General features: G+C 69.6%; 30 protein-coding genes. 18 read left to right on the forward strand and 12 right to left on the reverse strand.

The features are described 5' to 3' along the window. Nucleotides 1–25: 25 nt before the first annotated feature. A complete protein-coding gene (locus tag R2APBS1_RS11985) occupies nt 26–1,405 on the reverse strand; it encodes an NfeD family protein (RefSeq protein WP_015448112.1) in 1,380 nt (459 codons plus the stop codon). A 106-nt stretch (nt 1,406–1,511) separates the two neighbouring features. Between R2APBS1_RS11985 and R2APBS1_RS11990 the strand changes: the two genes are divergently transcribed. Beyond that, on the forward strand, nt 1,512–1,967 hold the full coding sequence (locus R2APBS1_RS11990) for a cupin domain-containing protein (RefSeq protein WP_007509211.1): 456 nt from the start codon (nt 1,512–1,514) through the stop codon (nt 1,965–1,967). Here the strand turns inward: R2APBS1_RS11990 and thpR are convergent. The 3 genes from thpR to R2APBS1_RS12005 form a co-directional block, all read right to left on the reverse strand. Continuing rightward, nucleotides 1,958–2,590 (reverse strand): RNA 2',3'-cyclic phosphodiesterase, encoded by a 633-nt coding sequence (gene thpR / locus R2APBS1_RS11995; RefSeq protein WP_015448113.1) that lies wholly within the window; start codon nt 2,588–2,590, stop codon nt 1,958–1,960. The genes R2APBS1_RS11990 and thpR overlap by 10 nt on opposite strands. Before the next feature lie 111 nt (nt 2,591–2,701). Then, the gene (locus tag R2APBS1_RS12000; protein ID WP_015448114.1) at nt 2,702–3,814 is read right to left on the reverse strand and encodes an HD-GYP domain-containing protein; all 1,113 of its coding nucleotides are present in this window, start codon (nt 3,812–3,814) and stop codon (nt 2,702–2,704) included. A 213-nt stretch (nt 3,815–4,027) separates the two neighbouring features. Then, entirely contained in the window at nt 4,028–4,879 is an 852-nt protein-coding gene (locus R2APBS1_RS12005) for a DUF3014 domain-containing protein (protein ID WP_015448115.1), read from the reverse strand. A 266-nt stretch (nt 4,880–5,145) separates the two neighbouring features. Between R2APBS1_RS12005 and R2APBS1_RS12010 the strand changes: the two genes are divergently transcribed. Further along, nucleotides 5,146–5,643 carry a hypothetical protein gene (locus R2APBS1_RS12010; RefSeq protein WP_007509220.1) on the forward strand — a complete coding sequence of 166 codons (498 nt, stop codon included), beginning with the start codon at nt 5,146–5,148 and terminating at the stop codon, nt 5,641–5,643. A gap of 8 nt (nt 5,644–5,651) precedes the next feature. Here the strand turns inward: R2APBS1_RS12010 and R2APBS1_RS12015 are convergent, their stop codons facing one another. Continuing rightward, nucleotides 5,652–6,413, reverse strand: coding sequence for an ABC transporter permease (locus R2APBS1_RS12015; RefSeq protein WP_007509222.1), 762 nt, complete (start codon nt 6,411–6,413; stop codon nt 5,652–5,654). Beyond that, on the reverse strand, nt 6,410–7,336 hold the full coding sequence (locus R2APBS1_RS12020) for an ABC transporter ATP-binding protein (protein ID WP_007509225.1): 927 nt from the start codon (nt 7,334–7,336) through the stop codon (nt 6,410–6,412). The genes R2APBS1_RS12015 and R2APBS1_RS12020 overlap by 4 nt, the downstream gene beginning before the upstream one ends. A gap of 134 nt (nt 7,337–7,470) precedes the next feature. On the opposite strand from R2APBS1_RS12020, the gene R2APBS1_RS12025 reads away from it, so the two are divergent. Together R2APBS1_RS12025 and R2APBS1_RS12030 are read left to right on the forward strand one after the other, a co-directional pair. Further along, the gene (locus R2APBS1_RS12025) at nt 7,471–9,111 is read left to right on the forward strand and encodes a Na+/H+ antiporter (RefSeq protein WP_007509227.1); all 1,641 of its coding nucleotides are present in this window, start codon (nt 7,471–7,473) and stop codon (nt 9,109–9,111) included. 66 nt (nt 9,112–9,177) lie between these two features. Then, a complete protein-coding gene (locus R2APBS1_RS12030; RefSeq protein WP_007509229.1) occupies nt 9,178–9,717 on the forward strand; it encodes a lipocalin family protein in 540 nt (179 codons plus the stop codon). Nucleotides 9,718–9,886: 169 nt separating this feature from the next. On the opposite strand, the gene R2APBS1_RS12035 is transcribed toward R2APBS1_RS12030, so the two are convergent. Then, nucleotides 9,887–10,174, reverse strand: coding sequence for an asparaginase domain-containing protein (locus tag R2APBS1_RS12035; RefSeq protein WP_007509231.1), 288 nt, complete (start codon nt 10,172–10,174; stop codon nt 9,887–9,889). Nucleotides 10,175–10,531: 357 nt separating this feature from the next. On the opposite strand from R2APBS1_RS12035, the gene R2APBS1_RS20145 reads away from it, so the two are divergent. From R2APBS1_RS20145 to R2APBS1_RS12065, 6 genes are all read left to right on the forward strand, one after another. Next, the gene (locus R2APBS1_RS20145) at nt 10,532–10,993 is read left to right on the forward strand and encodes a hypothetical protein (RefSeq protein ID WP_157769744.1); all 462 of its coding nucleotides are present in this window, start codon (nt 10,532–10,534) and stop codon (nt 10,991–10,993) included. Between the two features lie 27 nt (nt 10,994–11,020). After that, nucleotides 11,021–11,488 (forward strand): MarR family winged helix-turn-helix transcriptional regulator, encoded by a 468-nt coding sequence (locus R2APBS1_RS12045; RefSeq protein ID WP_007509235.1) that lies wholly within the window; start codon nt 11,021–11,023, stop codon nt 11,486–11,488. A gap of 94 nt (nt 11,489–11,582) precedes the next feature. Beyond that, nucleotides 11,583–12,008 (forward strand): organic hydroperoxide resistance protein, encoded by a 426-nt coding sequence (locus R2APBS1_RS12050; protein WP_015448116.1) that lies wholly within the window; start codon nt 11,583–11,585, stop codon nt 12,006–12,008. A gap of 150 nt (nt 12,009–12,158) precedes the next feature. Then, complete coding sequence (locus tag R2APBS1_RS12055; protein ID WP_015448117.1) at nt 12,159–13,541, forward strand: sensor domain-containing protein; 1,383 nt, start codon at nt 12,159–12,161, stop codon at nt 13,539–13,541. A gap of 140 nt (nt 13,542–13,681) precedes the next feature. Next, complete coding sequence (locus R2APBS1_RS12060) at nt 13,682–14,449, forward strand: ATP-binding cassette domain-containing protein (protein WP_015448118.1); 768 nt, start codon at nt 13,682–13,684, stop codon at nt 14,447–14,449. Continuing rightward, complete coding sequence (locus R2APBS1_RS12065; protein WP_174315853.1) at nt 14,446–15,954, forward strand: ABC transporter permease/substrate-binding protein; 1,509 nt, start codon at nt 14,446–14,448, stop codon at nt 15,952–15,954. Before R2APBS1_RS12060 ends, R2APBS1_RS12065 begins: the two co-directional genes overlap by 4 nt. 7 nt (nt 15,955–15,961) lie before the next feature. Here the strand turns inward: R2APBS1_RS12065 and R2APBS1_RS12070 are convergent, their stop codons facing one another. Continuing rightward, complete coding sequence (locus R2APBS1_RS12070; protein ID WP_015448120.1) at nt 15,962–16,306, reverse strand: zinc ribbon domain-containing protein YjdM; 345 nt, start codon at nt 16,304–16,306, stop codon at nt 15,962–15,964. A 125-nt stretch (nt 16,307–16,431) separates the two neighbouring features. On the opposite strand from R2APBS1_RS12070, the gene R2APBS1_RS12075 reads away from it, so the two are divergent. Further along, a complete protein-coding gene (locus R2APBS1_RS12075) occupies nt 16,432–16,986 on the forward strand; it encodes a protein tyrosine phosphatase family protein (RefSeq protein WP_007509248.1) in 555 nt (184 codons plus the stop codon). 45 nt (nt 16,987–17,031) lie between these two features. Beyond that, a complete protein-coding gene (locus R2APBS1_RS12080; protein ID WP_015448121.1) occupies nt 17,032–17,997 on the forward strand; it encodes a DMT family transporter in 966 nt (321 codons plus the stop codon). Between the two features lie 19 nt (nt 17,998–18,016). Here the strand turns inward: R2APBS1_RS12080 and R2APBS1_RS12085 are convergent, their stop codons facing one another. Together R2APBS1_RS12085 and R2APBS1_RS12090 are read right to left on the reverse strand one after the other, a co-directional pair. After that, a complete protein-coding gene (locus R2APBS1_RS12085; RefSeq protein WP_007509253.1) occupies nt 18,017–18,688 on the reverse strand; it encodes a 2'-5' RNA ligase family protein in 672 nt (223 codons plus the stop codon). A 107-nt stretch (nt 18,689–18,795) separates the two neighbouring features. Then, nucleotides 18,796–19,062: a DksA/TraR family C4-type zinc finger protein gene (locus R2APBS1_RS12090; RefSeq protein ID WP_007509256.1), complete on the reverse strand. Its 267-nt coding sequence runs from the start codon at nt 19,060–19,062 to the stop codon at nt 18,796–18,798. Between the two features lie 192 nt (nt 19,063–19,254). On the opposite strand from R2APBS1_RS12090, the gene R2APBS1_RS12095 reads away from it, so the two are divergent. From R2APBS1_RS12095 to R2APBS1_RS12120, 6 genes are all read left to right on the forward strand, one after another. Then, nucleotides 19,255–21,024 carry an acyl-CoA dehydrogenase family protein gene (locus tag R2APBS1_RS12095; RefSeq protein ID WP_015448122.1) on the forward strand — a complete coding sequence of 590 codons (1,770 nt, stop codon included), beginning with the start codon at nt 19,255–19,257 and terminating at the stop codon, nt 21,022–21,024. Between the two features lie 23 nt (nt 21,025–21,047). Beyond that, entirely contained in the window at nt 21,048–21,464 is a 417-nt protein-coding gene (locus R2APBS1_RS12100) for an OsmC family protein (protein WP_015448123.1), read from the forward strand. 157 nt (nt 21,465–21,621) lie between these two features. Further along, nucleotides 21,622–22,170 carry a cupredoxin domain-containing protein gene (locus R2APBS1_RS12105; RefSeq protein ID WP_007509264.1) on the forward strand — a complete coding sequence of 183 codons (549 nt, stop codon included), beginning with the start codon at nt 21,622–21,624 and terminating at the stop codon, nt 22,168–22,170. After that, on the forward strand, nt 22,167–23,654 hold the full coding sequence (locus R2APBS1_RS12110) for a cbb3-type cytochrome c oxidase subunit I (protein WP_015448124.1): 1,488 nt from the start codon (nt 22,167–22,169) through the stop codon (nt 23,652–23,654). The genes R2APBS1_RS12105 and R2APBS1_RS12110 overlap by 4 nt, the downstream gene beginning before the upstream one ends. Beyond that, a complete protein-coding gene (locus tag R2APBS1_RS12115) occupies nt 23,626–24,240 on the forward strand; it encodes an SCO family protein (RefSeq protein WP_007509268.1) in 615 nt (204 codons plus the stop codon). Before R2APBS1_RS12110 ends, R2APBS1_RS12115 begins: the two co-directional genes overlap by 29 nt. After that, nucleotides 24,237–24,815: a hypothetical protein gene (locus R2APBS1_RS12120; protein ID WP_007509271.1), complete on the forward strand. Its 579-nt coding sequence runs from the start codon at nt 24,237–24,239 to the stop codon at nt 24,813–24,815. Before R2APBS1_RS12115 ends, R2APBS1_RS12120 begins: the two co-directional genes overlap by 4 nt. A gap of 18 nt (nt 24,816–24,833) precedes the next feature. On the opposite strand, the gene R2APBS1_RS12125 is transcribed toward R2APBS1_RS12120, so the two are convergent. After that, nucleotides 24,834–25,145 (reverse strand): AzlD domain-containing protein, encoded by a 312-nt coding sequence (locus R2APBS1_RS12125; RefSeq protein ID WP_007509273.1) that lies wholly within the window; start codon nt 25,143–25,145, stop codon nt 24,834–24,836. Further along, complete coding sequence (locus tag R2APBS1_RS12130; RefSeq protein WP_196801988.1) at nt 25,145–25,861, reverse strand: AzlC family ABC transporter permease; 717 nt, start codon at nt 25,859–25,861, stop codon at nt 25,145–25,147. Before R2APBS1_RS12130 ends, R2APBS1_RS12125 begins: the two co-directional genes overlap by 1 nt. Between the last annotated feature and the right edge of the window lie 3 nt (nt 25,862–25,864).

Here is a 25,864-nt window from a genome sequence, read left to right on the forward strand (position 1 = left end):
CCTTTCATGAAATGGCCGCACCGGCTCATGCCGGCTCGACCTGCAACAACAAGCCTTGCCGCGACACCACGCGCACCCGCGCGCCGGCCGGCAAGGCGGTATCGCAACGCACGCGCCAGCGCTCGCCGCGCACCAGCATCCAGGCCTCGCCGCCGGCGCTCACCGGCTCCAGCAGTTCGCCGGTATCCATCAGCATCGCCGCATCGCCGGTAACCGGATGGGCGCGGCGCGAACGGAACACCAGCCACACGATCAGGACCAGCAGCCCCGCCGCGCACACCGCGATGCCGGCAATCACGCCGAGATTGACGCCATAGCCCGGCACCCCGGTGTTCATCAGCATCACCGAGCCCGTCACGAACGACACCAGCCCGCCGACGCCGAACGCACCCACGCTGGGGTTGGCCGCCTCGGCCACCAGCAGGCCGACGCCCAGCGCCATCAGCGCCAGCCCGGCGTAGTTCACCGGTAGCAGCTGCAGCGCGTACAGGCCCACCAGCAGGCAGATGCCGCCGGCGATGCCGGGCAGCATCGCGCCGGGATGCATCGCTTCCAGCGCCAGCCCGAAGATGCCGGCCAGCAGCAACAGGTAGGCGATGGTGGGGTTGGTGATGATCGCCAGGAAGCGCGTGCGCGCACCGGGCGCGTACTCGCGCACGGACGCACCCTTGAGCTGCAGCGTGACGTCGCGCTCACCCACACGTACCTTGCGTCCGTCCGCCCTGGCCAGCAGCTCGGCCACGTCCGCCGCCACGAAGTCGATCACCTGCTGCTGGGCGGCCTCGCTGGCGGTCAGCGTGGCCGCGCCGCGCACGGCCTGCTCGGCCCAGGCCGCGTTGCGCCCGCGCAACTGCGCCAGCGAGCGGATATAGGCGATCGCATCGTTCATGGCCTTGTGCGATTCCGCATCGTCGGCAGCCGTCTGGTCATCCGCCGTCGTGGTGGCCGACGCCGGCTGCCGGCCGGCCTTCGGCAGCGGCATGGGCCTGCCGCCGCCCAGCGCCACCGGCGTCGCCGCGCCCAGGTGGGTAGCCGGCGCCATCGCGGCGATCTGCCCCGCATACAGGATGTAAGTGCCGGCCGAAGCGGCCCGGGCACCGGCGGGAGCGACGTACACCAGCACCGGCACCTTGCTGGCCAGCATGCCGGCGATGATCTGCCGCATCGAATCGGCCAGCCCGCCGGGCGTATCCAGGCGCAGCACGATCGCCGCCGCGCCATCGGCGACGGCGCGTTTCGAGGCGTCGTCGAAGTATTCGGCGGCAGCCGGACCGATCGGACCGTCCAGGGCGATCTGCGCCACCATCGGCCGGGCCACGGGTTGGCCGATCGCCGCCGCCAGCACCGTGAGCGCCGGCAGCATGCAGCAGAACATGATCCATGCCACCCTCGACCCGCGCTTCATCGGACCCGCCTCCCGCCGATTCGTCATCGACGCAGCCATCCTAGCGCGGACGGCGCGCGCAAACTCGTCAATCGCAACTTCCGACAGCCCTTCCAAGGAACCCGTCATGCCAAAAATCGATATAGCTACCGTCCCGGAACGCAAGGGCTCCGGCTATCCGCCGCCTTATGCAGGGTTCGCCGGCGAACGCCGCAAGCAGGCGCTGGGCGACGCCGGCGGCCTGACCGACTTCGGCGTCAACCTCACCCACTTGCCGGCCGGTGCCTGGTCCAGCCAGCGCCACTGGCATTCGCACGAGGACGAATTCGTCTACGTGCTGGCGGGCGAGCTGGTGCTGGTCAGCGACGCCGGCGAACAGTTGCTGCGCGCCGGCGACTGTGCGGCGTTTCCGCGCAACGTCGCCGACGGCCATCACCTGATCAATCGCAGCGCAGGGATGGCCGTCTACCTGGAGGTCGGCTCGCGCTCGAACGAGGACACCTGCACCTATCCCGACATCGACCTGCATCTGGAACGCGGCGCGGACCGTTTTTCGCACAAGGACGGAACACCCTACGCCTGAACTCCAGCGCTGTCGTCCTGCAGCGGCCATTCTGCCAGCACCTGGTAGTCCGGCTGACCAACCACGCCGTGAACCAGCGCGAACCGTTCGACCGGCCATGTCACGGGCGTGATCGGCGTGCTGGCCAGCCGCGCGCCCTGGCTGTAGGCGATGGTGACATGCGGGGTGAAGTGGCGTGCGACATGGCGCCCCTGCCCAGCCAGCACGAGCGCACGGCGCAGGTCATGCCACAGGCGTTGCAGCGGCTCCGGCACGTGCGCGCTGCGCAGGACGCGCGGCGGCTGCCGGCCCTGGAAGCTGGCGGCCTCGTGCAGCACCCAGGCGAACGGCGCCATGCGCACCCCGCCTGCGGCAGCCAGCGCCGCGTCGACCACAGCCTGCCGCAGCAGCGCATGGTCGCCCAGAAAATGCAGCGTGGCGTGGTAGCGCGCAGGGTTCACCCAGCGCGCGCGCAGGTCCGGCTGGCCGGCCTTGAGCGCGGCCGCTGCCTGTGCCAGCCGCGCACGCGTCGCCGCATCCGGCAGCAACGCGAGGAACAGGCGATGCATCGGCACGGATCCGCCTGCGTCGCCGCCGAGCAGATCGGCCTGCAACGGGCCGGGGGAATGCGTTCGCGTGGTCATGGCGCGTGCCGGGCGTGAAAGGCGTGGCCGGGCGGAATCGACATCCTGCCCGCGTGGCCGACGAGGATGCCACAGCAGGCCCACCGCAGCGTCAATGCATCGCCGGCGGCTTCACTCGACGCCGTCCGCGCCCCACAATGCCTCCATGCCCACCGCCAGCTGCAGCTCATCGAGGTCGACCACCGCGCTGACCGCATGGGCCGGCTCGTCGCCGCGCCGGCGTATCGGCACGCCGACGCGCAGACCGTCCCGGGTGGTGATCGAGGCCACCTTCGGCATGTGCCCGGTCGCGCCGCGCTGGGTGACCACGGCGATGCTGCCGTTGTACAGGCGCACGCCGGTGCCGGGGGGATACACGCCCAGCGCCTTGATGAACCGCGCCGCCAGATGCTCGTCCATGGTCGCGCCTTCGTTCAGGAACAGCCAGCGCAGCGCCACATTCGGCGGCATCGCCGGGCGCGAATCGCGGCAGGCCACCCGTGCGCAGTACACGTCCGCCAGGGACAGCAGCTGGGCCGGCAGGCCGATCGCGTCGCCCGCCTTGCCGGCGGGATAGCCACTGCCGTCGGGGCGCTCGTGGTGATCCTGCACGATGTCCAGCCACAGGGCATCGGTCACCCCGTGCCCGCGCAGCAGCGCGACGCCGCGTTCGCAATGGCCACGGACCGCGGCCCGCTGTGCATCGGTGAGAGGCCCGCCCTGGGCCTGCAACCGCTGCTGCAGCTGGAACATGCCGATATTCATCGTCAACGCCGCCGCCGTCGTCGCCGCCAGCTCCGCCGGAGCCAGCTGCATCGCCGCTCCCGCGATCTGGCAGGCAACCGCCACGTTGACGGCGTGGCGGATGCTGTAGAGACCCTCGCGGCGCATCAGGATCGAGGCCAGCGCCACGTCCGCGTTCAGCCTGCAGGCGCGTCGCAGCATGCCGGCCATGCGCGACACCTGCGCAGGAAAATCCGCCGGCGACGGCGCGTCGAGCAGTGCCTGCAGATGCCGTCGGACCGCGAGCACCAGCGCCAGCGGTGAGGCCCTGGCTGGCTCCTTCGCGGAAACGCCGGGGCGCGCGTCCGCCATCAGCGCCTGCCGCATCAGCTTCTCGATCTGCCCGTCGCTGGTGATCACGTGCCCCTCGCACAGCAGCAACGTGCCCTTGCCGTCGTAGGCATTGCACGGCAACGGCTGGCCCACCTGCAGTTCCGACGGATGGATAAGGCGCCTGGGCACATCGAACCTCGCGAACCGACCGGAAAGCCGCCGGACGGGGCGATGGCCTGGCGGCGCCGCTCCCGAACCCCATCGTTCCCGCAGTGCGCCCCCGCACAACGCCCGCAGGCCCCGCGGTCCCGTACATGGCAGATCGGCCGGGCGCACGGAAACTTGAGCCGAAGACCGGTTACCCCCAACCGGCGCAGATCCGCGCCGGTTCCCGCGGAGCCATCAGCCGCCGGCGGCGTTCGCCGCGGTCGGCGCGGCCGGCAGCGTCCGGCCGGTCAGCGCCGTGCGGATCGCACGCAGCTTGGCCTTGATCTTCACCTCGTTGGCCGGCCCCACACGCAACAGCAGCTTCTGCCCGGTCGAGCGCGCTTCCAGCGCGGGATCGACGTAGACATAGAACGCCTTCGAACGCACCACGGCCAGCGGCGTGGCCGGCTCCGGCGCGGCCAGCAGGTCGTCGATCGCCACCACCAGGCGATCGTTGAAATAGCCCGTCGGATAACCCAGCTGCCGATAGGCCTGCTGGAACAGCGGATAGGCGTGCACGTACCAGGCCACCAGCGCCTGCGGATCGACGGCGTCGACGACCCGCATATACGGCGCATAGCGTGCGTAGTTCCGTTCACCAAGCAGCGTGGCGCTGCCGGCCTCGTCGACCGCGAAAGCGCCCTTCGGCACCCGCGCCGGCAGCGTGAACGCGGCCAGCCCGTCGTGGCGCGGCAGCGCATCGACGGTCGCCACGAGACGGGCAATGATCTGCTGTGGCACCAGCAACGCGGACACGTCGCCACCACCCAGCGCAGCGAGCGCGGCGGCCACGCCGGCGTCGCTGTCGTCCAGCGCCGGCAAGGCGCTGGTCGAAGCCGTTGCGGGCGCGACCTGCGCCTGTTCGATCGGATGCCGGATCGCCGGCTCGACCGGCGGCGCGGCAGCCGATGCCGAGCTTGCCGGTACCACCGGTGGTGGTGCACCGGCGTGCATGGCCTTGCGCGCGAGATAGGCCCCCGCCCCCACGACGGCCGCCACCACGACCACCGCCACGATCCAGCCGCCTGTCGATGTCTGCTTGCCCACGATGACTCCCTTGCGTCGAGTGTCCGTTATTGACTGGCCCGTGCGCGATTCGTTCATCACGGCTGTTCGCGCCGGCACGACTTACCCTAGCAGCTGGCCGGACCGGCGCTGCCGCCGCGGCCGGCGATAACAACCAGGTCACGCCGCGACAACGCCACAAACGCTAAACGATGAACCGCGCAAACCCGCCTCGCCCATGCGGATATCCCGGGCCGATCGGCGCCATCCGCGCGGCGGGCGCCATGCCGGAGGTGGAGGTACGCCCCATGAAAACCCGATGCGTATTCAGCACGCCCGACCTGACCGCGGCACGCGCCGCGATGGCGGCGGCCCGCGCCGCCGGCGTCGACGACGGCGACATCTCGCTGGTCGCCCGCGAGGACATCGAGCTGGAGAAGATCCCCGACCACCTGATGCAGGGCCGCAACGATTTCTACCCCGCCGCCGTGCGCGGCGGCGTCTGCGGCGGCGGTACCGGCCTGCTGCTCGGGCTGGCCGCAGCCGCCGTGCCGCCGCTGGGCGTGACGCTGGCCGGTGCCGCGGCGATGACCGTCGCCGGCGCCGCGTTCGGCACCTGCATCGGCGAGATGGTCGGCTTCGAGGTGCCCGACGTGGTCAGCCGCCGGTTCAAGGACGAGATCGCCGCCGGCCGCATCCTGGTGGTGATCGACGCCAGCAAGGACCGGCTCGGCGTGGCCGAGCCCGCGGTGGCGCGCACCGGTGCCACGCCGCTGCCGTTCCACGCGCATACCGTGCTGACCTGACAATCCGCTCAAGCCTTCAGCCGGTAGCCGCTGCGGAAGATCCACCACACTGCGGCCAGGCAGATCGCGAGAAACACCAGGGTCATGCCCACGCTGACGCCCACGCCGACGTCGGCGACGCCGTAGAAACTCCAGCGGAAACCGCTGATCAGGTACACCACCGGATTGAACAGGGTGACCTTCTGCCAGAACGGCGGCAGCATGTGGATCGAATAGAAGCTGCCGCCGAGGAAGGTCAGCGGCGTCACCACCAGCAGCGGCACCAGCTGCAGCTTCTCGAAGTTGTCCGCCCAGATGCCGATGATGAAGCCGAACAGGCTGAAGGTCACCGCGGTGAGCAGCAGGAACGTCAGCATCCACAGCGGATGCTCGATCTGGAACGGCACGAACAGCCGCGCGGTGACCAGGATGATCAGGCCCAGGATGATCGACTTGCTCGCCGCCGCGCCGACGTAGCCGGCGACGATCTCGAATGGCGACACCGGCGCCGACAGGATCTCGTAGATCGTGCCGACGAACTTCGGAAAGTAGATGCCGAACGACGCGTTGGAGATGCTCTGCGTCAGCAGCGACAGCATGATCAGTCCCGGCACGATGAAGGCGCCGTAGCTGACCCCGTCGATGCCGTTCATGTGCGAGCCGATCGCCGCACCGAACACCACGAAGTACAGCGAGGTGGAGATCACCGGCGAGACGATGCTCTGCAGCAGGGTGCGCCAGGCGCGCGCCATCTCGAAACGGTAGATCGCGCGGATCGCATAGATGTTCATGCGCGTTCCCTCAGCAGGCTGACGAAGATGTCCTCCAGCGAACTCTGCCGGGTCTGCAGGTCCTTGAAGTCGATGCCCGCCTCGCCGAGCCGGCGCAGCAACACGTCGATGCCGGTGTGCTCGCCCTGCGCGTCGAAGGTGTAGACCAGTTGCCGGCGATCGTCCGACAGCGCCAGCGGGTAGCCAGCCAGTGCGGCGGGGATGGCTTGCAGCGGGTTCTGCAGGTGCAGGGTCAGCTGCTTGCGGCCGAGCTTGTTCATCAGCTCGGCCTTGTCCTCGACCAGGATCAGCTCGCCCTTGTGGATCACCCCGATCCGGTCGGCCATCTCCTCGGCCTCCTCGATGTAGTGGGTGGTCAGGATGATGGTGACGCCGCTGGCGCGCAGCGCGCGCACCATCGCCCACATGTCGCGGCGCAGTTCCACGTCGACGCCCGCGCTGGGCTCGTCCAGGAACAGGATCTGCGGCTCGTGCGACAGCGCCTTGGCGATCATCACGCGCCGCTTCATGCCGCCGGACAAAGTGATCAGCCTGTCGTTGCGCTTCTCCCACAGCGAGAGATCCTTCAGCACTTTCTCGATGTGCGCCGGGTTCGCCGCCTTGCCGAACAGGCCGCGGCTGAAGCTGACCGTGTTCCACACCGTCTCGAACGCGTCGGTGGTCAGCTCCTGCGGCACCAGGCCGATCTTCGTGCGTGCCGCGCGGTAGTCCCGCACGACGTCGTGGCCGTCGGCCAGCACGCTGCCCTCGCTGGGATTGACGATGCCGCAGATGATGCTGATCAGGGTGGTCTTGCCGGCGCCATTGGGGCCGAGCAGGGCGAAGATCTCGCCGCGACGGATCTCCAGGTCGATCCGCTTCAGCGCCTGGAATCCGGAGGCGTAGGTCTTGCCGAGCTGGCGAACGGTGATGATCGGCTGCATGCGATCTCCTGGGGAACGGATCGGCCGCGCGGAGCGTCGATGGTATGCCATGTCGCCGTTGGCATGTCGTCGCCGCGCCGCTCGACGCAGCGGCCACCGTGTTGCTAAGGTCACCAGCGCGCCCGGAACACCTCATGAACTCGATCGAAGTAGCGTTGGCCATGCTGCTGGCCGTGGTCGGCAGCGGCTACCTGGTCCGCATGCTGCCGTTCTCGCTGCCGCTGCCGCTGGTGCAGATCGGGCTGGGCGCGGTGATCGCCGGCGTGTTCAAGCACGGCGTGGCGCTCGACCCGGACATCTTCTTCCTGCTGTTCCTGCCGCCGCTGCTGTTCCTCGACGGCTGGCGCATCCCCAAGGACGGCCTGTTGCGCGACCGCGGCGCGATCCTGGCGCTGGCGCTGGGCCTGGTGGTGGCCACCGTGCTCGGCGCCGGCTTCCTGATCCATTGGCTGATCCCGGCGATGCCGCTGGCGGTGGCGTTCGCGCTGGCCGCGATCGTGTCGCCGACCGATCCGGTGGCAGTGTCGTCGATCACCGCGCGCGTGCCGATCCCGAGGCGGCTGATGCACATCCTCGAAGGCGAATCGCTGCTCAACGACGCCACCGGCCTGGTCTGCTTCCGCTTCGCCGTGGCGGCGGCGGTGACCGGTGGGTTTTCGCTGCTGTCCGCGTCGCTGACCTTCCTGTGGGTGGCGCTGGTCGGGCTCGGCGTCGGCGTGGCGTTCACCGTGGCGGTGAGCTTCGCGCAGCGCTGGCTGTCGCGGCACTTCGGCCAGGAGGCCGGCTCGCCGATCCTGATCAGCCTGCTGATCCCGTTCGGTGCCTACCTGCTCGCCGAGCAGGTGCATGCTTCCGGCATCCTCGCCGCGGTCGCGGCGGGCATCACCATGAGCTACGTCGAACTCAGCGGCCGCCTGCTGGCGACCACGCGGGTGCAGCGCACGGCGGTGTGGAACACGGTGCAGTTCGCCCTGAACGGCATCATGTTCGTGCTGCTGGGCGAGCAACTACCCGCCAGCCTGCAGGGCGCGGTGGCGTCGGTGGCGCAGAGCGGCCATCGCAACCCGTGGTGGCTGCTGGTGTACGCGCTGGCGATCAACGTCGGGCTGGCGCTGCTGCGCCTGGCCTGGGCCTGGATCTCGCTGCGCCTGAACGTGCTCAAGGCGCGCCATCGCGGCCACCCCGTGAGCCGGCTGCACTGGCGGTTGCTGCTGGCCACCTCGCTGGCCGGCGTGCGCGGCGCGATCACCCTGGCCGGCGTGATGACGCTGCCGCTGCTGCTGCCCGACGGCACGCCCTTCCCCGCGCGCGAACTGGCGATCTTCCTCGCCACCGCGGTGATCCTGCTGTCGTTGCTGGCCGCCAGCATCGGCCTGCCGCCACTGCTGAAGGGGCTGGAATTGCCGCCGGAACCGGCGGTGCAGCGCGAAGAAAACCTGGCCCGCCGCGCCGCCGCCACCGCGGCGATCGCCGCCGTCGAGAAGACCCAGCACGAACTGCTGGAAAGGGCTCCGGCCAGCGAAGTCGACACCTACACCAGCGCAGCCACCCGGGTGATCGCGCTGTACCAGCACTGGCTGGACGAGGACGCCTCCGGAGAGGACGAGGCGCGGCAGCTGCGCAAGGCCGACGCCGCTGAACGCGAGCTGCGCCTGGCCGCGCTGCAGGGCCAGCGCGAGGCGATCTTCGAACTGGCGCGCCACTACCAGATTTCCGACGAGGTCTCGCGCCGGCTGGTGCGCGAGATCGACCTGCAGGAAGCGCGTTACCGCTAGACCACGCGCGAGGGTTCCGCGATCCTTCGTCCTGTCCACGCCACGCACGAGCCACGGAGCCCGACCATGCACCTGTTGCACCGGCTGCTGACCACCGCGGCCCTGGCCATTGCCTGGCCCGCTGCCGCCGCCAGCCTGCCGAACCGGCCGGTGCCGTCGCTGGACCTGCACCGCTACGCCGGCCAGTGGCACGAGATCGCGCGCCTGCCGATGTACTTCGAGCGCAAGTGTCTGGACGCCGTCGTCGCCACCTACACGCCGAACCCCGACGGCACCGTCCACGTCCACAACACCTGCCGCACCAGCAAAGGCCGGATGTCCGTCGATGGCGTGGCGCGGATGAAGGACGACCAGCCGGCGGCGCTGGAAGTGCGCTTCGCGCCCGCCTGGCTGACCTGGCTGCCGATGGCGTGGGCCGACTACTGGGTGATCGAGGTGGACGCCGGCTACCGGTGGGCCGTGATCGGCAGCCCCGGGCGCAAGCACCTGTGGATACTCTCGCGCCGCCCCACGATGGATCGCGCGCTGTTCCAGACCCTCAAGGAACACTCGCGCCAGCGCGGCTACGCGGTCGACCAGCTGATCATGACCGCGCCGCTGGATTGATCGCCGGGCGCATCACGAAAAACCGGCGAACGCAGCCCACGCCTCAGTCGAGCGGAAAGATCGCCGCTGGCGCCAGCCCGAGCTCCAGGCCCACGATCAGGCGCAGGCGCGCCTCGAGCGGCGACAGGTTGCCCACCGGCAAGCGCGCGCCGCACATCAGCGCGAACAGCTAGGCGGTTTCCTCCAGCGTGTCGGTGCCCTGGCTGATCACCACGCCGTCCGGCGGCTGCGCACCGGCGGCGAGCGCCTCGACGCGCTCGACCAGCTGCAGCACGTTGGCCAGCGACATCGCGCGGCTCGGCACGGTAAGCGCGTCGGTCGTGGTGACTTCGATCCCCACTGGCAGCCGCACCCCCGCCAGCAGTTCGGCGGCATGGCCCGTCGGACGAAAATGGCCGACCGCGTCGGCGTGGCCGGCAATCGTTCCCCCGCAGGCAAGCAGTGTCACTCGGCGCATGTCCCACCCTGTCAGGCATTGGCGAAGCACACCATCACGCAGCGCCCCGCTTGCAGAAGCCGCACAGGTAACCCGACAAGCAGGCCTTGTCAAAGAGTGCACCGGCGCGTGGCGAAGCTCCCGCGTAGACGGCCGGCCACTTCACCTTGCCCCGCAGGCCTGGCGCGCAGCCCAGCTTCTGCACGATCCAGCTGAACCCGACGATGCGCCAGCCGTGGCTGCCGCACACCAGGCTGAAGCCGTCGATGCCGCAAGGGGACAGCTTGCCGTCGCAGTGGAAATCGCAGGCGCCAGACCCGGGCGAGGTTGCCCCGCACCGTCACCTGCGCAGCCCAGATGCGCTCGCGGAACGCTTCCTTGCTTGCCCTGCGCCGCCAGGTAGCCGGCGTCCGGCTCGATCCCTACCCTGCCGTCGGGCCGCACCATCACGAAACGGGCGCCAGGCAGGATCAGCCGGCGCGAGGCGCCCACGTCATGCCCGCCCTCGTCGCGAACAACGCGTCGACCGCGCCGAACGCTTCGCGCGGCGATGTGCCGGAGGTGTCTTTCGCCGGCACGTTGGTTGCCGCCGGCCCGCATCGTGAAGGCGGCGCCCAGCGTCGCAAGGGTGGTCATCCGCAGGTTCACGCCGGGGCCTCGGTGGCTATCGCCATCCTGTCGCCGGTGCGCCGGCAACGCCATGACCGGCGCCAGGGCCAAAGCCCACGGGATCGGCCTGGACATCATTTGCCCTCGCGTGAGCCGTGCCGCGCCACCATGAGCGATGCGGCGCCACCGGCCCGTGTCGGAAGCCTTTCGATGAAAATAGCTTGCAATTGAATTGCGCGCTATGTAAATTGCGCGAGCATGAGCTCCCCCCGCACATCGCCGACGCCTGCCGCGGACTCCACGCCCCGACTGGACGCGCAGCTGTGCTTCGCCCTGTACTCGGCCGGCCTGGCGATGAACAAGGTCTACCGCAAGCTGCTCAAGCCGCTGGATCTCACCTACCCGCAATACCTGGCAATGATGGTGCTGTGGGAGCACGAAAGCCTCAGCGTGTCGGAAATCGGCAAGCGGCTGTTCCTCGACTCGGCCACGCTCACCCCGCTGCTGAAGCGGCTGGAGACGGCGGGATGGGTGACACGGCTGCGCTCGCGCGACGACGAGCGCCATGTGGTGATCTCACTGACCGCGCGCGGCAAGGCGCTGCAGGCGAAGGCCGGCAAGGTGCAGGAGTCGGTGTTCTGCGCCACCCGCTGCACGCCGGACCAGTTGCTGCACCTGAAGCGGGAATTGCAGGCACTTCGCGGCAAGCTGTCCGATGCCGCCTGACTCGCGTATCCCATTTGTGCAGAAACATAGCGCGCTATTTCATAGCCAGCTATGCATATCGGAATACCCCACAACCCCAAGAAGGAGACACACCATGTCCATTGAAAAAGTCCTGTATCGCTCCAAGGCCACGGCCACCGGCGGCCGCGACGGCCGCGCGACCTCGTCCGACAACGTGCTCGACGTCCGGCTGACCACGCCGAAGGAACTCGGCGGCGCCGGCGGCGACGGCACCAACCCGGAACAGCTGTTCGCCGCCGGCTACTCGGCCTGCTTCCTCGGCGCGATGAAGTTCGTGGCGGCCCAGCAGAAGCTGCAACTGCCGGCCGATACCCGGGTGACCGGCCAAGTCGGCATCGGCCCGATCCCCACCGGCTTCGGCATCGAGGTCGAGCTGACCATCTCGATCCCCGGCCTGCCTCGGGCCGAGGCCGAAGCGCTGGTGCAAAAGGCGCATATCGTGTGTCCGTACTCCAACGCCACCCGCAACAACATCGACGTCACGCTGACCATCGCCTGAGCGCCCGCGCCTTGGCCGGCCGCCAGAGGCGGCCAAGGCGCGAACGACTGCCGCGCGTGGTGCCGGGGCACGTGGACATTTCCCGCGCGGATTCCGGATAAGCTTCGAACCGGCATCACCGCCCCCGGCATCACGCTCGAACAGATACGCATGAACCAACCGCCTTCCCCGCCGGAGCCGGGCGCCGGCCTCACCTTCAGCAGCGTGATGGATCTCCTGCTCGACGCGATCTGCGTGGTGGACGTCCAGGGCCGCTACCTCTTCGTCAGCGCCGCCTTCGAGCACATCTTCGGCTACGCGCCGGAAGAGGTCATCGGGCGGCCGATGATCGGGCTGGTCCATCCCGATGACCGCGAACGCACCCTGCAGGCGGCGGACGAGATCATGGCCGGCCAGCCCAAGCCGCATTTCCAGAACCGCTACGTGCGCAAGGACGGCCGGGTCATCCACATCATGTGGTCGGCGCGCTGGTCGGAGACGGATCGCGTGCGGATCGCGGTGGCGCGCGACGTCACCGAGCTCAAGCACGCCGAGCGGATGCAGGCGGCCCTGCATGCCATTTCCGAGGCGGCGCACTCGGCGGAGGACCTGCTGGAGCTGTTCCGGCACATCCACCGCATCGTCGGCGAACTGCTGCCGGCCAACAATTTCTTCGTGGCCCTGTACGACGCGGACAAGGACGAGCTGAGCTTCCCCTACTTCGTCGACGAACACGACCCGCCACCGCCGACGCAGAGCCTGGATTCCGGCACGCTCAGCAACGAGGTGATCCGCAGCGGACAGGCGCTGCTGCTGACGCCGGAGGCCCGGATGGAACTGCCGCCGCGGGTGCGCCCGATCGTCGGCCGCGATTCGCTGGAGTGGCTTGGCGTGCCGCTCGGCGGGCCGCAGGGCGTGATCGGCGCGCTGGTGGTGCAGAGCTACTCCGGCGAGCTGCGCTACAACGAGCAGGACAAGACGCTGCTGCAGTTCGTCTCCACCCAGATCGCCGCGGCGATCGAGCGCAAGAAGAGCACGACCCGGCTGCAATACCTGGCCCAACACGACCAGCTCACCAGCCTGCCGAACCGCGGCCTGTTCCACGACCGGCTGCGCACCGCGCTGGCCAGGACCCGCCGCGACCGGCAGCAGCTGGCCGTGCTGTACCTCGACCTGGACCGGTTCAAGCCGGTCAACGACCACCACGGCCACGACGTCGGCGACCTGCTGCTGCGCGAGGTGGCGGCACGCATCCGCCACTGCGTGCGCGAATCGGACACGGTCGGCCGCATCGGCGGCGACGAATTCGTGGTGCTGCTCAACGACGCCGGCCACGCCGATCATGCGGTCGCGGTCGCCGCCAAGATCGGCGCCGCCCTGCGGCAGCCGTTCGAGCTGGCCGGCGGCCGGCTGCAGGTGTCGGCGAGCATCGGCATCGCGCTCTATCCGGCCCACGGCGAGGACGCCCGGCAGCTGCTGCGGCGCGCCGACGACGCGATGTACGACGCCAAGCGGCAGGGCGGCGACCAGGCGCGGATAAGCGGCACGCCATAGCAATCCGCGGCGCTCGCCGGTAGCCGCCGGTTCCGCCCTGCTGCTAGGCTCATGCGCGCACCGCGGCCGCGGCGGCGTCACCCGCCCGCCCGCGCCGTTTCCCCGCCACCGAAGCGAAGGTCGAGCTGCCATGACGCGCCATGTCCACGGCTGAGTCCGCCGGCGGCATCGCCTTCGCGCTGGTGCAGGCGGGCAAGCGCTACGGCCGGCTGCAGGCGCTCGAACAGGTCAGCCTGGCGTTCGCCGCCGGCACCACCACCGCGCTGATCGGCAGCAGTGGCTCGGGCAAGTCCACCGTGCTGCGCCTGCTGCTCGGCCTGGAGTGGCCGGACCACGGCCACGTCGAAGTCGACGGCCGCCCCCTGCAGCGCAGCGACGTGCTGCCGCTGCGCCGGCGGGTCGGCTACGTGATCCAGGACGGCGGCCTGTTCCCGCACCTGACCGCGCTGGGCAACCTGGCCCTGCTGCCGCGCCACCTCGGCTGGAATCGCGAGCGGATCCGCCAGCGCGCGGAACAGCTCGCCGCGCTGACGCATTTGCCGACTGGCGTACTGGAGCGCTACCCGGCCGAACTGTCCGGCGGCCAGCGCCAGCGCGTGGCGCTGATGCGCGCGTTGATGGCCGATCCCGACGCGCTGCTGCTGGACGAACCGCTCGGCGCGCTCGACCCGGTGGTGCGCCACGAACTGCAGGACGAACTGAAGCAGATCTTCGACCAGCTCGGCAAGACCGTGATCGTGGTCACCCACGACCTCGCCGAGGCGGCCTGGTTCGCCGAGCGGCTGGTGCTGCTGCGCCAGGGTGCCGTGCTGCAGGACGGGACGTTCCGCGACCTGCGCGAGCGCCCCGCCGATGCCTTCGTCAACCGCTTCGTCGCGGCGCAGCGGCGCCTGCCGGAGGCCCCGTGATGCGCCGCCTGCTACCCGCGCCAATGCTGCTGGGCGTTTGCCTGCTGCTGGGCGCCTGCCTGCTGCCCGCGCCGACGCAGGCCGCACCGGTGCGGATCGGTTCCAAGCAGTTCACCGAGTCGGTGATCCTCGGCGAACTGGCGCTGGCCGGCGCGCGCGAGGCCGGCGTCGAGGCGGTACACCGGCGTGAGCTGGGCGGCACCCGCATCCTGTGGCGCGCCCTGCTCGACGGCGAAATCGACGCCTACCCCGAGTACACCGGCACGCTCACCCAGGAACTGCTGAAGGGCCTGCCGGCGAACGCGGATATCGCCAGCTTGCGCGCGCAACTGAAACCCCTGGGCATCGGCATCACCGACTCGCTCGGCTTCAGCGACAGCTATGCAATCGGCATGCGCAGCGATGTCGCCGCGCGGCTGGGCATCACCGACATTTCCGACCTGCTGCAGCACCCCGGCCTGCGCTTCGGCTTCTCCAACGAGTTCATGGATCGCGGCGACGGCTGGCCCGGCCTGCGCCAACGCTACGGCCTGCCGCAGGCGCACGTGAGCGGCCTCGACCACGCGCTGTCGTACCGCGCCTTGGCCAGCGGCGCGGTCGACGCGATCGACCTTTACAGCACCGACGCGGAAATCCCCTACTACCACCTGCGCACGCTGCGCGACGATCGCGATTACTTTCCACGCTACGACGCGGTCTACCTGTACCGCCTGGCGCTGGAGCAGAGCGCGCCGGCCTTCGTCGGCGTGCTGCACAAGCTCGCCGGCAGCATCGACGAAGACGCGATGCGCGCGATGAACGCGCGGGTGAAGCTGCGCGGCGTGAAGGAAAACGTGGTGGCCGCCGATTTCCTCGGCATCCACGCGGACGGCCACGACGGCGGGCCATGGCCGCACCTGCTCCAGCGCAGCGTCGAACACGTCAAGCTGGTGGCGATCTCGCTGGGGCTGGCGATACTGCTGGCGATCCCGCTGGGCATCCTGGCGGCCCGGCGGCGGCGTCTCGGCCAGTGGTTGATCGGCCTGACCGGCGTACTGCAGACGGTGCCGTCGCTGGCGATGTTCGTGTTCATGATCCCGCTGCTCGGCATCGGCACCTGGCCGGCGATCGCCGCGCTGTTCCTGTACAGCCTGCTGCCGATCGTGCGCAACACGCATGCCGGCCTGGTCGGCATTGCGCCGGAATTGCGCGAATCCGCCGCCGCGCTGGGCCTGCCGCCCGGCGTGCGGCTGCGCCGGGTGGAACTGCCGCTGGCGATGCGCTCGATCCTGGCCGGCATCAAGACCGCGGCGGTGATCAACGTGGGCACCGCCACGCTGGCGGCGCTGATCGGCGCCGGCGGCTACGGCCAGCCGATCCTCACCGGCATCCGGCTGGACGACGTGGGCCTGATCCTGCAGGGCGCCGTGCCGGCCGCCGTGCTGGCGCTGCTGGTGCAGGGCCTGTTCGAACTGGTCGAGCGCCGGCTGACGCCGCGCGGACTGCGGCTCGAAGCGCGCCAATAGATCCGCCTCAGGCCTTCCTCAGGAAACACACCTTCAGCACCAGGCCCTTGATCTTGTCCGAGCTGCCTTCGATGTGCTCGTCGTCGCCGTCGACCAGACGGATGTTGCGGATCAGCGTGCCCTGCTTCAGCGCGATCGACGCCCCCTTCACCTTCAGGTCCTTGATCACCGTCACCGTGTCGCCGCTGTTGAGCACGTTGCCGTTGACGTCGCGCACCACCAGCGCGGCATCGCCCGCATGCACACTCGCCGCGATCGGCCACTCGTGACCGCAGTCGGCGCACACGTAGTTGTCGCCGTCCGGATAGGTGTTCTCCATCGCGCACAGCGGGCAGGCGGGGATGTCGGACATCGGTCGATCCTGGTTGTTCAATCAATGGGCCGCCGATTATACGGGTCATGCGGCGCGCATCCGGCTGCAGTCGCGAGAGTCGCCGACTCGATTATCCTGAACATCCCCTCGCCGAGGTATCCGTCATGTACCGTTCCCTGCTGCTGTTGCTGGCGCTCGCCATGTCCGCATCCGTTTGCGTCGCCGCCGCGCCGGAGGAAGCCGCCATGGCCGGGCTTCCCCATGTCGCGTTCCCGGCGCCGCATCGCGTGGCCTCCGGGCGGCTGCAGGCCAGCGACATCCCCACGCTGAAGCGCGCCGGCATCCGCCAGGTGATCGACCTCAGCCTGGACAGCGAGACGCCCGACTTCGACGAAGCCGCCGCAATGCGCGCGGCCGGCATCGGCTACCACAACCTGCCGATCCGCGGCGCCGCCGACCTGAGCCGCGCCCGGGTCGTGCAGTTCGACCGCCTGCTGCGCGACGCCGGCGACCAGCCGACCCTGGTGCATTGCGCCAGCGGCAACCGGGTGGGCGCGATGATCGCCCTGCGCGCCGTGCTGCTCGGCGGCCAGTCGACCGACGCTGCGCTGGCGGAAGGCCATCGCTGGGGCCTGCAGGGTCTGGAACCGGCCGTGCGCGAGCGGCTGCAGGCATGGTCGAGCGGCGCCACGGATGTACCGGTGCCGCCCGCACACTGAAGCGGCGCCACGCTGGCGCGAAAGCCGCTGGGCAAGTGGGGTACCATGCGCACCACCCAAGCTGCGCACGGCACGGCCCTGGACCCGATCCCCGCTTCGCCGCCCGTTTCCACGCCGCTGCCGCTGCGCGCGGTGTTGCTGATGCTGGCCAGCGCCAGTTTCTTCGCGCTGATGGCGGTGACGATCCGGTTCGCCTCCGCCCAGTTGCACCCGTTCCAGATCACCTTCTTCCGCAGCACGTTCGGCGCGCTGTTCGCGCTGCCGCTGCTGCACCCGCACGGCTGGCAGCTGCTGCGCACGCCGCGGCTCGGTTTCTACGTGATGCGTTGCGTGCTCGGCATGGGCGGCATGCTGGCCGGCTTCTGGGCGATCGTGAACCTGCCGCTGGCCGAGGCGGTGGCGCTGTCGTACTCCTCGCCGCTGTTCGTCACCATCGGCGCGGTGATCTTTCTCGGCGAAATCGTGCGCCGGCGCCGCTGGAGCGCGGTGGTGGCCGGCTTCATCGGCGTGCTGGTGATCGTACGGCCCGGCAGCGCGGCATTCACCGCCGGCAGCCTGGTCGCCCTGCTGGCGGCGGCGCTGACCGGCGCGGTGACGATCAGCATCAAGTCGCTGACCGGCAGCGAGCCGGCCGACCGTATCGTGTTGCTGACCACGCTGCTGTGGGTGCCGCTGTCGCTGCCCACCGCGCTGGCCGTGTGGCAATGGCCGCACGCCGGGATCTGGCCGTGGCTGGTGCTGTCCGGTGCGCTCGGCACCAGCGGCCACTGGTGCTGGACGCGCGCGCTGCGGCTGGCCGATGCCTCGCTGCTGGCGCCGTTCAGCTACCTGCAGTTGCTGATCGTGGCGGTGCTGGCCTGGTGGATCTTCGACGAACGGGTGGATCGCTACACGGCAGCGGGCGCGGCCATCATCATCGGCGCCAGCCTGTACATCGCCCACCGCGAGCACAGCCTGGCACGCCAGCGGCGCCGCGAGCGGCGCGCCGCGAATGCCGAGCCACAGATCTGACGGCGCCGCCCAGCGCGGCTCATTCCTCGTCGGACCATGCCGGCAGCTCCGGCAGGTTGGCCATTTCCGCCAGCAGGTCGACCGGCTCGGGCACGGCGGCCAGCGCCAGCGGCCAGCGGCCGACCACCTCGTACCTGCACTGGCCGAAGAAACTGCGGATCAGCACGAACTCGGACACGCGCCACTGGATCGCCGCGACCGACTCCTCGATGGCATCGACGGCATGGCCGTGCAGCATGGCCACGTGCGGCAGGAAGCTGGACACGCCGCTGACTTGCAGGCCCGCGCGAAGCTGCGCCGCGGCCACCGCCTTGCGCAGCTCCAGCGCCGCCGCGGTGGTGAGGCCATCCGCACACAGCACGAACGGGAACTGCCCGTCGCGGGCGCTGAAGCGCATCGCCGAATCCAGCGTGGCCACGAAACTCTGCGCGCGCACTTCGCCGGCCGCGGCCAGCAGTGCGTCTTCCAGCGGCTGGCGCAGCCGTTCGGGCTTGCCCATCGGACACAACGTCAGGTGCAGGCTGTCGACACCGACCGGCGAGCCGCTGACCCGGTGCGACTTGCGGAAACGCTCGCCCACGCCGACGATCGTGCTGCGTGCCTGTTCATCCGGCAGCAACGCGAAGAAATAGCTGATGCCGGCGGCGAGTTCGAACGGATTCGATGAAGTGGAAATGACTACCGCCTCCATGCTTCGCACCAGTAGCCGGTGGCCCCGCAGCTTGCGGACTGCCGGTAACAGGATCCGAGCTTGCCGCTTGTCGGCGGGACGCACAAGTACCCGCCCCGCCGGTCCGTTCAGCGCAGCTGGCTGTCCTTGCTGCCGCGGCGGTTGTACAGGCTGGCGCTGCGCTGCTCCGCGTCCTGCGCCTGCTGGCAGGTCACGCACAGACGCACACCGGGCACGGCCTGGCGCCGTGCCGCGGGGATCGGCGCGTCGCACTCCTCGCAGCGCTCCAGGCCCGGACCCTGGCGCAATTGCTGGCGCGCGCGCTGCACGCCGTCGTTGACCGTGGCGTCGATCTGGTCCTGCACGGCGCCGTCGCCGGCCCAACCGGTTGCCATGGGAAATCTCCGAAGGTTTGGCGGTATGCGCTTGTCTCGGCGAGGATTTGGGTGCGTCGAAGCAGCGTTTCAAGCCGTTGCGGCGGCCCGCTGCCGGCGGCCACGCGAGGCGCCGCCGGTGCGGCGATTGGCGGCATGGCCCGACGCGGCGGAAGTGCCAGAATGCCGTATTGCCCGCCATGGAGATCAGTCATGAGTCCGTCGTCGCCCACCGCCCCCGCTTCCTCCACGCCGCGCAGCGACGACAGCGTCGCCAAGCAGCTGTTTCTGGGCAACATCGTGGAGGAGAACCTGTTCCCCTACCCGGAGATCCGCGCCCGCGACCGCGAGATGCTGGGCGCGATGACCGACGCGATCGACGAATTCCTGGCCGACAAGGGCGCCGCGCTGAAGCAGTACGACCGCGACGCCGAGCAGCCGGCCGAGTTCATCCAGGCGCTGCGCGAGATGGGCCTGTTCGGCCTGATCATCCCCGAGGCGTTCGGCGGCATGGAGCTGTCCAACGGCGCCTATGCGCGCGTGCTCGGCCAGACCAGCAGCCACGACAGTTCGGTCTCGCTGACCATCGGCGCGCACAGCTCGATCGGCATGAAGGGCCTGCTGCTGTTCGGCAGCGACGCGCAGAAGCAGCGCTACCTGCCGAAGCTGGCCACCGGCGAGATGATCGCCGCGTTCTGCCTCACCGAATCCGGCGCCGGCTCCGATGCGGCCTCGATCCGCACCAAGGCGACGCGCAACGACGACGGCAGCTGGACACTGAGCGGCGAGAAGATCTGGATCACCAACGGCGGCATCGCCGACTTCTACACCGTGTTCGCGCGCACCGACACGCCGGAAGGCAAGATCACCGCCTTCCTGGTCGAGGCGAAGTGGCCCGGCGTGAGCCACGGCCTGCACGAAGACAAGATGGGCATCCGCGCCTCGAGCACCACCACCGTCGCGTTCGCCGACGTGCGGGTGCCGGCGGAGAACGTGCTGGGCCCGGTCGGCAAGGGCTTCAAGGTGGCCATGAGCATCCTGAACTCGGGCCGCACCGGCCTGGGCGGCGGCGCGGTGGGCGGCATGCGCACGCTGATCCGGCTGGCCTGCGCGCAGGCGAAGGAGCGCAAGCAGTTCGGCCAGCCGATCGCCGAGTTCGGCCTGGTGCGCGAGAAGATCGCGCAGATGACGGTGGACTGCTTTGCCGCCGAGAGCGCGGTGTGGATGGTGGCGCACCTGATCGACGGCGGCGGCAGCGACTACTCGGTCGAGGCCGCGATGAGCAAGGTGTTCGCCAGCGAGGCGGTGCAGCGCGCCTCCTACGAGGCGCTGCAGATCGCCGCCGGCAACGGCTTCATGCGCGAGTTCCCGTACGAGCAGATCACCCGCGACACGCGCATCCTGTCGATCTTCGAGGGCACCAACGAGATCCTGCGCCTGTACGTCGCGCTGTCCGGCCTGAAGGGCGTGGGCGCGGGCCTCGGCGAACTGAAGGCCGCGGTGGGCGACATCTTCAACGACCCGATCAAGGGCTTCGGCGTGCTCGGCAGCTACACCGGCCGGCGCATGCGCGAGGCCACCGGCTACGGCATCGACCGCATCGCCCACGAACTGTCGCCGCGGCTGCGCAAGGTGGCCGCCACCTACGAGAAGTACACGGTGGAACTGTCCAAGTCCGCCGACGCGCTGCTGCGCCGCTACGGCAAGAAGGCGGCCGACATGCAGCATGCGCAGAAGCGCCTCGCCGACATCGCGATCGACCTGTTCGTGGGCCTGTGCGTGCTGTCGCGCGCCGACAGCCTGGAACAGCAATCGCACCCGGCCGCCGGCGAGGCAGCCAGCATCGCCGAAATTTTCGCGAAGCAGGCGCGCCGGCGCATGGCACGCAACGTGCGCGGCCTGGAGCGCAACGAGGACGCGGCGATCGAGCAGCTGGCCGGCGCGGTGCTCGCGCACGACCGCTACATGTGGGACGTGATCTGAAACCTGCCGAAGGAGAACCCGCCATGAGCATCCCCACCGTCCGCACCAGCACCGGCAACGCGCCGTACGCGGTCGATTTCACCGACGACCAGGGCAACAGCTGGCACGCCGACGAGCCGCTTGAGGAAGGCGGCGCCAACACCGGCCCCGCGCCGCACCGGCTGCTGCTGTCCGCGCTGGGCGCCTGCACCGCGATCACGCTGCAGATGTACGCCGCGCGCAAGGGCTGGCCGCTGCGCCACGTCGACGTTGAGCTGAAGTTCAACCCCGACGGCACGCCGGCCGCGGGCAACGACATCACCCGCGTGATCACCCTCGATGGCGAACTGGACGGCGAGCAGCGCGAGCGCCTGCTGCAGATCGCCAACAAGTGCCCGATCCACAAGGTGCTGACCGGCGAGGTGCGCATCGCCTCGCGGCTTGGCGGCGATTCGCCGTAACGGGCTGACGCCACGGCCGTCTGGACGGCTGTTCCGAAGCGGACTTCGGGCCGGAATCGCGGCTTCCCGCCATTTCCATGCTTCACTCGACCTTGACACCTTCACCAAGGTGGGAGTAGATGACGGGCACGTGGCGCTTCCCGGGGAGAGAACGACCATGGTCTTGCAGAACGTGATTTGGGCGATCACGCTGACCGGAATGGGGCTGGTGGCACTGGGCTTCATTTACGCCATCGCGCAGGCCGGCAAGCCGGCCGATACCGCCGAAGCGGAGCGGGCACATCGAACATCCATCAGCTTGCGCCGCGCCTTGTTCGCGGCGCTTTTGCTGTTGGGCATCGGGATCGCCTGGGCCAGCCTGCGGCCCTTCCCCATTCCGCCGCAGCACCAGCCGCTGGAGGCGGCACAGGTGGTCGAGGTGGTCGGCCACCAATGGACCTGGGATGTCAGCCAGACCCGCCTGAGGGCTGACGAGCCGGTGGAGTTCCGGGTGACCGCCAGCGACGTCAACCACGGCTTCGCAATCTACGCCCCGGATGGCCGCATCGTCATCCAGACCCAGGCGATGCCCGGCTTCACCAACAAGATCCTGTACACGTTCCGCACGCCGGGCACCTACAAGATCATGTGCCTCGAATACTGCGGCGTCGCCCACAACGGGATGACCGCCGAATTCGACGTCGCCGCGCGGGAGGACAAGTCATGAGCTCGCTCGAACTTTACCCGCAGGACGAAAAACTGCCGCGCGGCGAACACGTGGCATTCAACCTGTACATGATCACCGCCCTGCTGCTGTTCGTGCTGATGATGCTGCTGGGCCTGACCATGCGCATGACCCAGGCCGAGTGGACGCCGGTCCAGGCCGCGATGTTCTACAAGATCATGACCATGCACGGCGCCGGCATGGTCGGCACCATGAGCCTGGCCAGCACCGCGGTGATGTGGTTCTTCCTGCGCAAGTACGTGTCGCTGCACCTGTGGGCGTTCCTGGGCAACTACGTGCTGTTCATGCTGGGCGCGCTGTGCATCATCGGGGCGGTGTTCGTCGGCAACTTCGCCAGCGCGTGGACCTTCCTGTACCCGCTGCCGGTGCACTCGATGGGGCTGTGGAGCAACGGCGCCGCCGCCGTGTTCATGCTCGGCTACCTGCTGATCGGCGTGGGCATGCTGATCTTCTACCTGGACGCCGCGGCGGCGATCATCCGGCGCTACGGCAACCTCGCGCGCGGACTCGGGCTGCAGTGGCTGTTCGGCGGCACGATCGACCCGACCCATCCCAAGGCCGTGGTTGCCGGCACCATGGTGATCATCGCCAACTCGCTGGGCATCCTCGCCGGCGCGGTAGTGCTGGTGATGTGCCTGATCAACGCCTGGGACCCGGATGTCGCGCTCAACGCGCTGGTGGTGAAGAACCTGATCTACTGGTTCGGCCACATGGTCATCAACGCCACCATCTACATGGGCGTGATCGCCGTCTACGAACTGCTGCCGCGCTACACCGGCAGACCCTACGGGATCTCGCGGCCGTTCCTGTGGTCCTGGGCGGCCAGCACCGTGTTCGTGATCATCGTGTTCCCGCACCACCTGCTGATGGATTACGCCGAGCCACGCTGGATGCTGGTGATGGGCCAGATCATCTCCTATGCGGCCGGCTTCCCGGTGTTCCTGGTCACCGCCTACGGCGTGCTGACCAACATCCATCGCTCCGGCCTGCGCTGGAAAATGCCCTCGATGCTGGCCGTGCTGGCGCTGTTCGGCTGGGCCGCGGGCATCGTGCCGGCGATCATCGACGGCACCATCAGCGTCAACCGGGTGATGCACAACACGCAGTGGGTGCCGGGGCATTTCCACTTCTACCTGCTGCTCGGCGTGTTGCCGATGGTCCTCACCCTGCTCTACCACGTGGTCGGCGGCCGCCGTCGCGCGCCGGTCAACGGCGGCGTGGATCGCGCCGGCCTGTTCCTATACGTGACAGGCGGCATCAGCTTCTGCATGGTGTTCCTGTACGCCGGCCACATGAGCGTGGCTCGGCGCTTCGCCGCGCACCTGCCGGAATGGCTGCCGTACGACAGGGCCGGTTCGGTCGCCGCGATGGTGCTGATCCTGGGCATGCTGCTGTTCGCCACGCGCATCATCGTCGGCCTGCTCAAGGCGCCGGTCGATGCCGATCCTGCGCACCCTGCTGGCTAGCACCCTGCTGCTGGCGCTCGGTGGCGCCGTGCTGACGGTCGCCACCGACGGCTTCCAGGCATTCACCAGCGAAACCGCGCGCCGCCTCGCGGTACAGCGCGACCCACCGCCGGTACCGACCGTGCTGCTGGAAACCCAGTCCGGCGCCCGCCTCGACCTGACCGAGCTGCGCGGTCGCTGGGTGCTGGTCGACTTCGTCTACACCCGCTGCCTGACCTGGTGCCTGGCGCTGGGCGGCGAGTTTGCGCAGCTGCAGGATCAGCTTGCCGCGCCGCTGGCCGACGGCCGGCTGGTTCTGCTCAGCATCAGTTTCGACCCGGTGCATGACACGCCTGCCGAGCTGGCGGCCTACCGACAGCGCTTTCGCGGCCGCGACCACGGCTGGATCGTCGCCCGGCCGACCAGCACTGACGGCCTGCAACAGTTGCTGCGCACGTTCGGCGTCACCGTGGTGCCGGACCGGATGGGCGGCTACGTGCACAACGCCGCGATCCAGGTGGTCGACCCGCAGGGGCGGCTGGTGCTGATCCTCGATGCGGGCAACCCGCAGGCCGTCGCGCAGACCATGCGGGGCAAGCTACCGTGAGAATCGCCGGCCGGCAACGCCTGGCCCCGGCCTTCGCCGCGGTGCTGTTCGCGATCCTGCTGCTGCCATCGGCGCGGCACGGGCTGGAAGGCAGCATGACGGCGCAGATGCTGGTGCAGATACCGCTGCTGATCGGGATCGGCTGGCTGCTGCCCGCCGCGTTGCCGCAACGGCTTGGCGAGGGCATCGCGCGCTGGAACCAGCACGGCATCAGCAGCGTGGTGCTGGCCAGCCTGGCCGGCATGTTCTGGATGCTGCCGCGCTCGCTCGATGCGGCCATCGGCGAACCGTGGATGGCGGTGGCGAAGTTCGCCAGCGTGCCGCTGCTGATCGGCCTGCCGCTGGGACTGGGCTGGCCGCGCATGGGCTTCGTGGTGCGCGGCGTGTTCCTGCTCGAACTGATCGCCACGTTCTTCCGGCTGGGCTGGCTGTATCTGGTCTCGCCGGTGCGCCTGTGCAACAACTACCTGCTCGACGACCAGCAGCGCGCGGGCGAGACCATGCTGGTGATCGGCGGCGTGATCCTGACCGGTATCCTGGCCAAGCTGTTGTGGGGGCGCTTCAACCCGGCCTGAAGGGCTACCGGCACGACGTCAGCCGATGCCGGCCAGCCGCAGCAGCGCCGCTGCCAGCGCGCCCACGACCACCACCAGCAGGAACGGCGCGCGCAGCCACAATGCGACACCCGCGGCAAGCAGCGCGCCGAGCCGCGCGTCGAGCGCCAGCGCCGCGCCGGCGCTGAACGTGTTCATCGCGGTCAGCGAAGCCAGCAGGCCGATCGTCAGCGTGCCCGCGACACGGCTCATGTGTTCGTTCTCCAGCCAGCGCGCCGGCACCAGGTAGCCGGCCAGCTTGATCGCATACGCCGCCGCGCTGGCCAGCAGCAGCCACCCCCACAGCGCCATCAGTGGCGCTCCTGCGACGGTACGCCGGCGTCTTCGTAGCCGGCCGGATCGACGTCCGGCTCCAATCCCTCGTCCGCCGGCCCGCGGCTGAACCAGCCCCACAGCGCCGCGACCAGTGCGGCGAGCAGGATCGGCACGCCGGGCGGCACCCGCGGCAAGGCCAGCACGGTAACCAGCGCGCAAACCACGGCCAGCGCCACCGGCTCACGTGCGCGCAGGCGCGGCCACAGCAGGCCGAGGAACGCGGCCACCGCCGCGCCGTCCAGGCCCCAGCGCCGTGGATCGCCCAGCGCATCGCCGAGCAGCGCGCCGGCCAGGGTGAACAGGTTCCACAGCGCGAACACGCCCAGCCCGGCGGCCCAGAAGCCGCGGCGCTGCTCGTCGGGATCGAGCTGGCCCGCGGCGGTGGCGGCGGATTCGTCGATGGTGACCTGGGCGGCGAGCAGCCGGCGCCAGCCGCGCGGCCGGAGCATCCGGTTCATCTGCATGCCGTAGACCGCATTGCGCACGCCGAGCAGGGTGGCCGCGCCGAACGCGGCCGAACCGGCGCCGCCGCCGGCCACCACGCCGATGAAGGCGAACTGCGAGCCGCCGGTGAACATCAGCGCGCTCAGCACCACCGTCTGCCACACGCCGAGCCCGGAAGCGACGCCCAGCGCACCGAACGACACCCCGTACAGCCCGGTCGCCACGGCGATCGAGAGGCCAATCTTCACGGC

It is taken from the genome of Rhodanobacter denitrificans, from assembly GCF_000230695.2.
GTDB classification, from domain to species: Bacteria; Pseudomonadota; Gammaproteobacteria; order Xanthomonadales; family Rhodanobacteraceae; genus Rhodanobacter; species Rhodanobacter denitrificans.

Excerpts from the sequence above, each read along its gene's own strand:
- R2APBS1_RS11985 (WP_015448112.1), bottom strand. The coding sequence starts at position 1,405 with ATGAAGCGCGGGTCGAGGGTGGCATGGATCATGTTCTGCTGCATGCTG.
- R2APBS1_RS11990 (WP_007509211.1), top strand. The coding sequence starts at position 1,512 with ATGCCAAAAATCGATATAGCTACCGTCCCGGAACGCAAGGGCTCCGGC.
- thpR (WP_015448113.1), bottom strand. The coding sequence starts at position 2,590 with ATGACCACGCGAACGCATTCCCCCGGCCCGTTGCAGGCCGATCTGCTC.
- R2APBS1_RS12010 (WP_007509220.1), top strand. The coding sequence starts at position 5,146 with ATGAAAACCCGATGCGTATTCAGCACGCCCGACCTGACCGCGGCACGC.
- R2APBS1_RS12015 (WP_007509222.1), bottom strand. The coding sequence starts at position 6,413 with ATGAACATCTATGCGATCCGCGCGATCTACCGTTTCGAGATGGCGCGC.
- R2APBS1_RS12020 (WP_007509225.1), bottom strand. The coding sequence starts at position 7,336 with ATGCAGCCGATCATCACCGTTCGCCAGCTCGGCAAGACCTACGCCTCC.
- R2APBS1_RS12025 (WP_007509227.1), top strand. The coding sequence starts at position 7,471 with ATGAACTCGATCGAAGTAGCGTTGGCCATGCTGCTGGCCGTGGTCGGC.
- R2APBS1_RS12030 (WP_007509229.1), top strand. The coding sequence starts at position 9,178 with ATGCACCTGTTGCACCGGCTGCTGACCACCGCGGCCCTGGCCATTGCC.
- R2APBS1_RS12035 (WP_007509231.1), bottom strand. The coding sequence starts at position 10,174 with ATGCGCCGAGTGACACTGCTTGCCTGCGGGGGAACGATTGCCGGCCAC.
- R2APBS1_RS12045 (WP_007509235.1), top strand. The coding sequence starts at position 11,021 with ATGAGCTCCCCCCGCACATCGCCGACGCCTGCCGCGGACTCCACGCCC.
- R2APBS1_RS12050 (WP_015448116.1), top strand. The coding sequence starts at position 11,583 with ATGTCCATTGAAAAAGTCCTGTATCGCTCCAAGGCCACGGCCACCGGC.
- R2APBS1_RS12055 (WP_015448117.1), top strand. The coding sequence starts at position 12,159 with ATGAACCAACCGCCTTCCCCGCCGGAGCCGGGCGCCGGCCTCACCTTC.
- R2APBS1_RS12060 (WP_015448118.1), top strand. The coding sequence starts at position 13,682 with ATGTCCACGGCTGAGTCCGCCGGCGGCATCGCCTTCGCGCTGGTGCAG.
- R2APBS1_RS12070 (WP_015448120.1), bottom strand. The coding sequence starts at position 16,306 with ATGTCCGACATCCCCGCCTGCCCGCTGTGCGCGATGGAGAACACCTAT.
- R2APBS1_RS12075 (WP_007509248.1), top strand. The coding sequence starts at position 16,432 with ATGTACCGTTCCCTGCTGCTGTTGCTGGCGCTCGCCATGTCCGCATCC.
- R2APBS1_RS12080 (WP_015448121.1), top strand. The coding sequence starts at position 17,032 with ATGCGCACCACCCAAGCTGCGCACGGCACGGCCCTGGACCCGATCCCC.
- R2APBS1_RS12085 (WP_007509253.1), bottom strand. The coding sequence starts at position 18,688 with ATGGAGGCGGTAGTCATTTCCACTTCATCGAATCCGTTCGAACTCGCC.
- R2APBS1_RS12090 (WP_007509256.1), bottom strand. The coding sequence starts at position 19,062 with ATGGCAACCGGTTGGGCCGGCGACGGCGCCGTGCAGGACCAGATCGAC.
- R2APBS1_RS12095 (WP_015448122.1), top strand. The coding sequence starts at position 19,255 with ATGAGTCCGTCGTCGCCCACCGCCCCCGCTTCCTCCACGCCGCGCAGC.
- R2APBS1_RS12100 (WP_015448123.1), top strand. The coding sequence starts at position 21,048 with ATGAGCATCCCCACCGTCCGCACCAGCACCGGCAACGCGCCGTACGCG.
- R2APBS1_RS12105 (WP_007509264.1), top strand. The coding sequence starts at position 21,622 with ATGGTCTTGCAGAACGTGATTTGGGCGATCACGCTGACCGGAATGGGG.
- R2APBS1_RS12110 (WP_015448124.1), top strand. The coding sequence starts at position 22,167 with ATGAGCTCGCTCGAACTTTACCCGCAGGACGAAAAACTGCCGCGCGGC.
- R2APBS1_RS12115 (WP_007509268.1), top strand. The coding sequence starts at position 23,626 with ATGCCGATCCTGCGCACCCTGCTGGCTAGCACCCTGCTGCTGGCGCTC.
- R2APBS1_RS12125 (WP_007509273.1), bottom strand. The coding sequence starts at position 25,145 with ATGGCGCTGTGGGGGTGGCTGCTGCTGGCCAGCGCGGCGGCGTATGCG.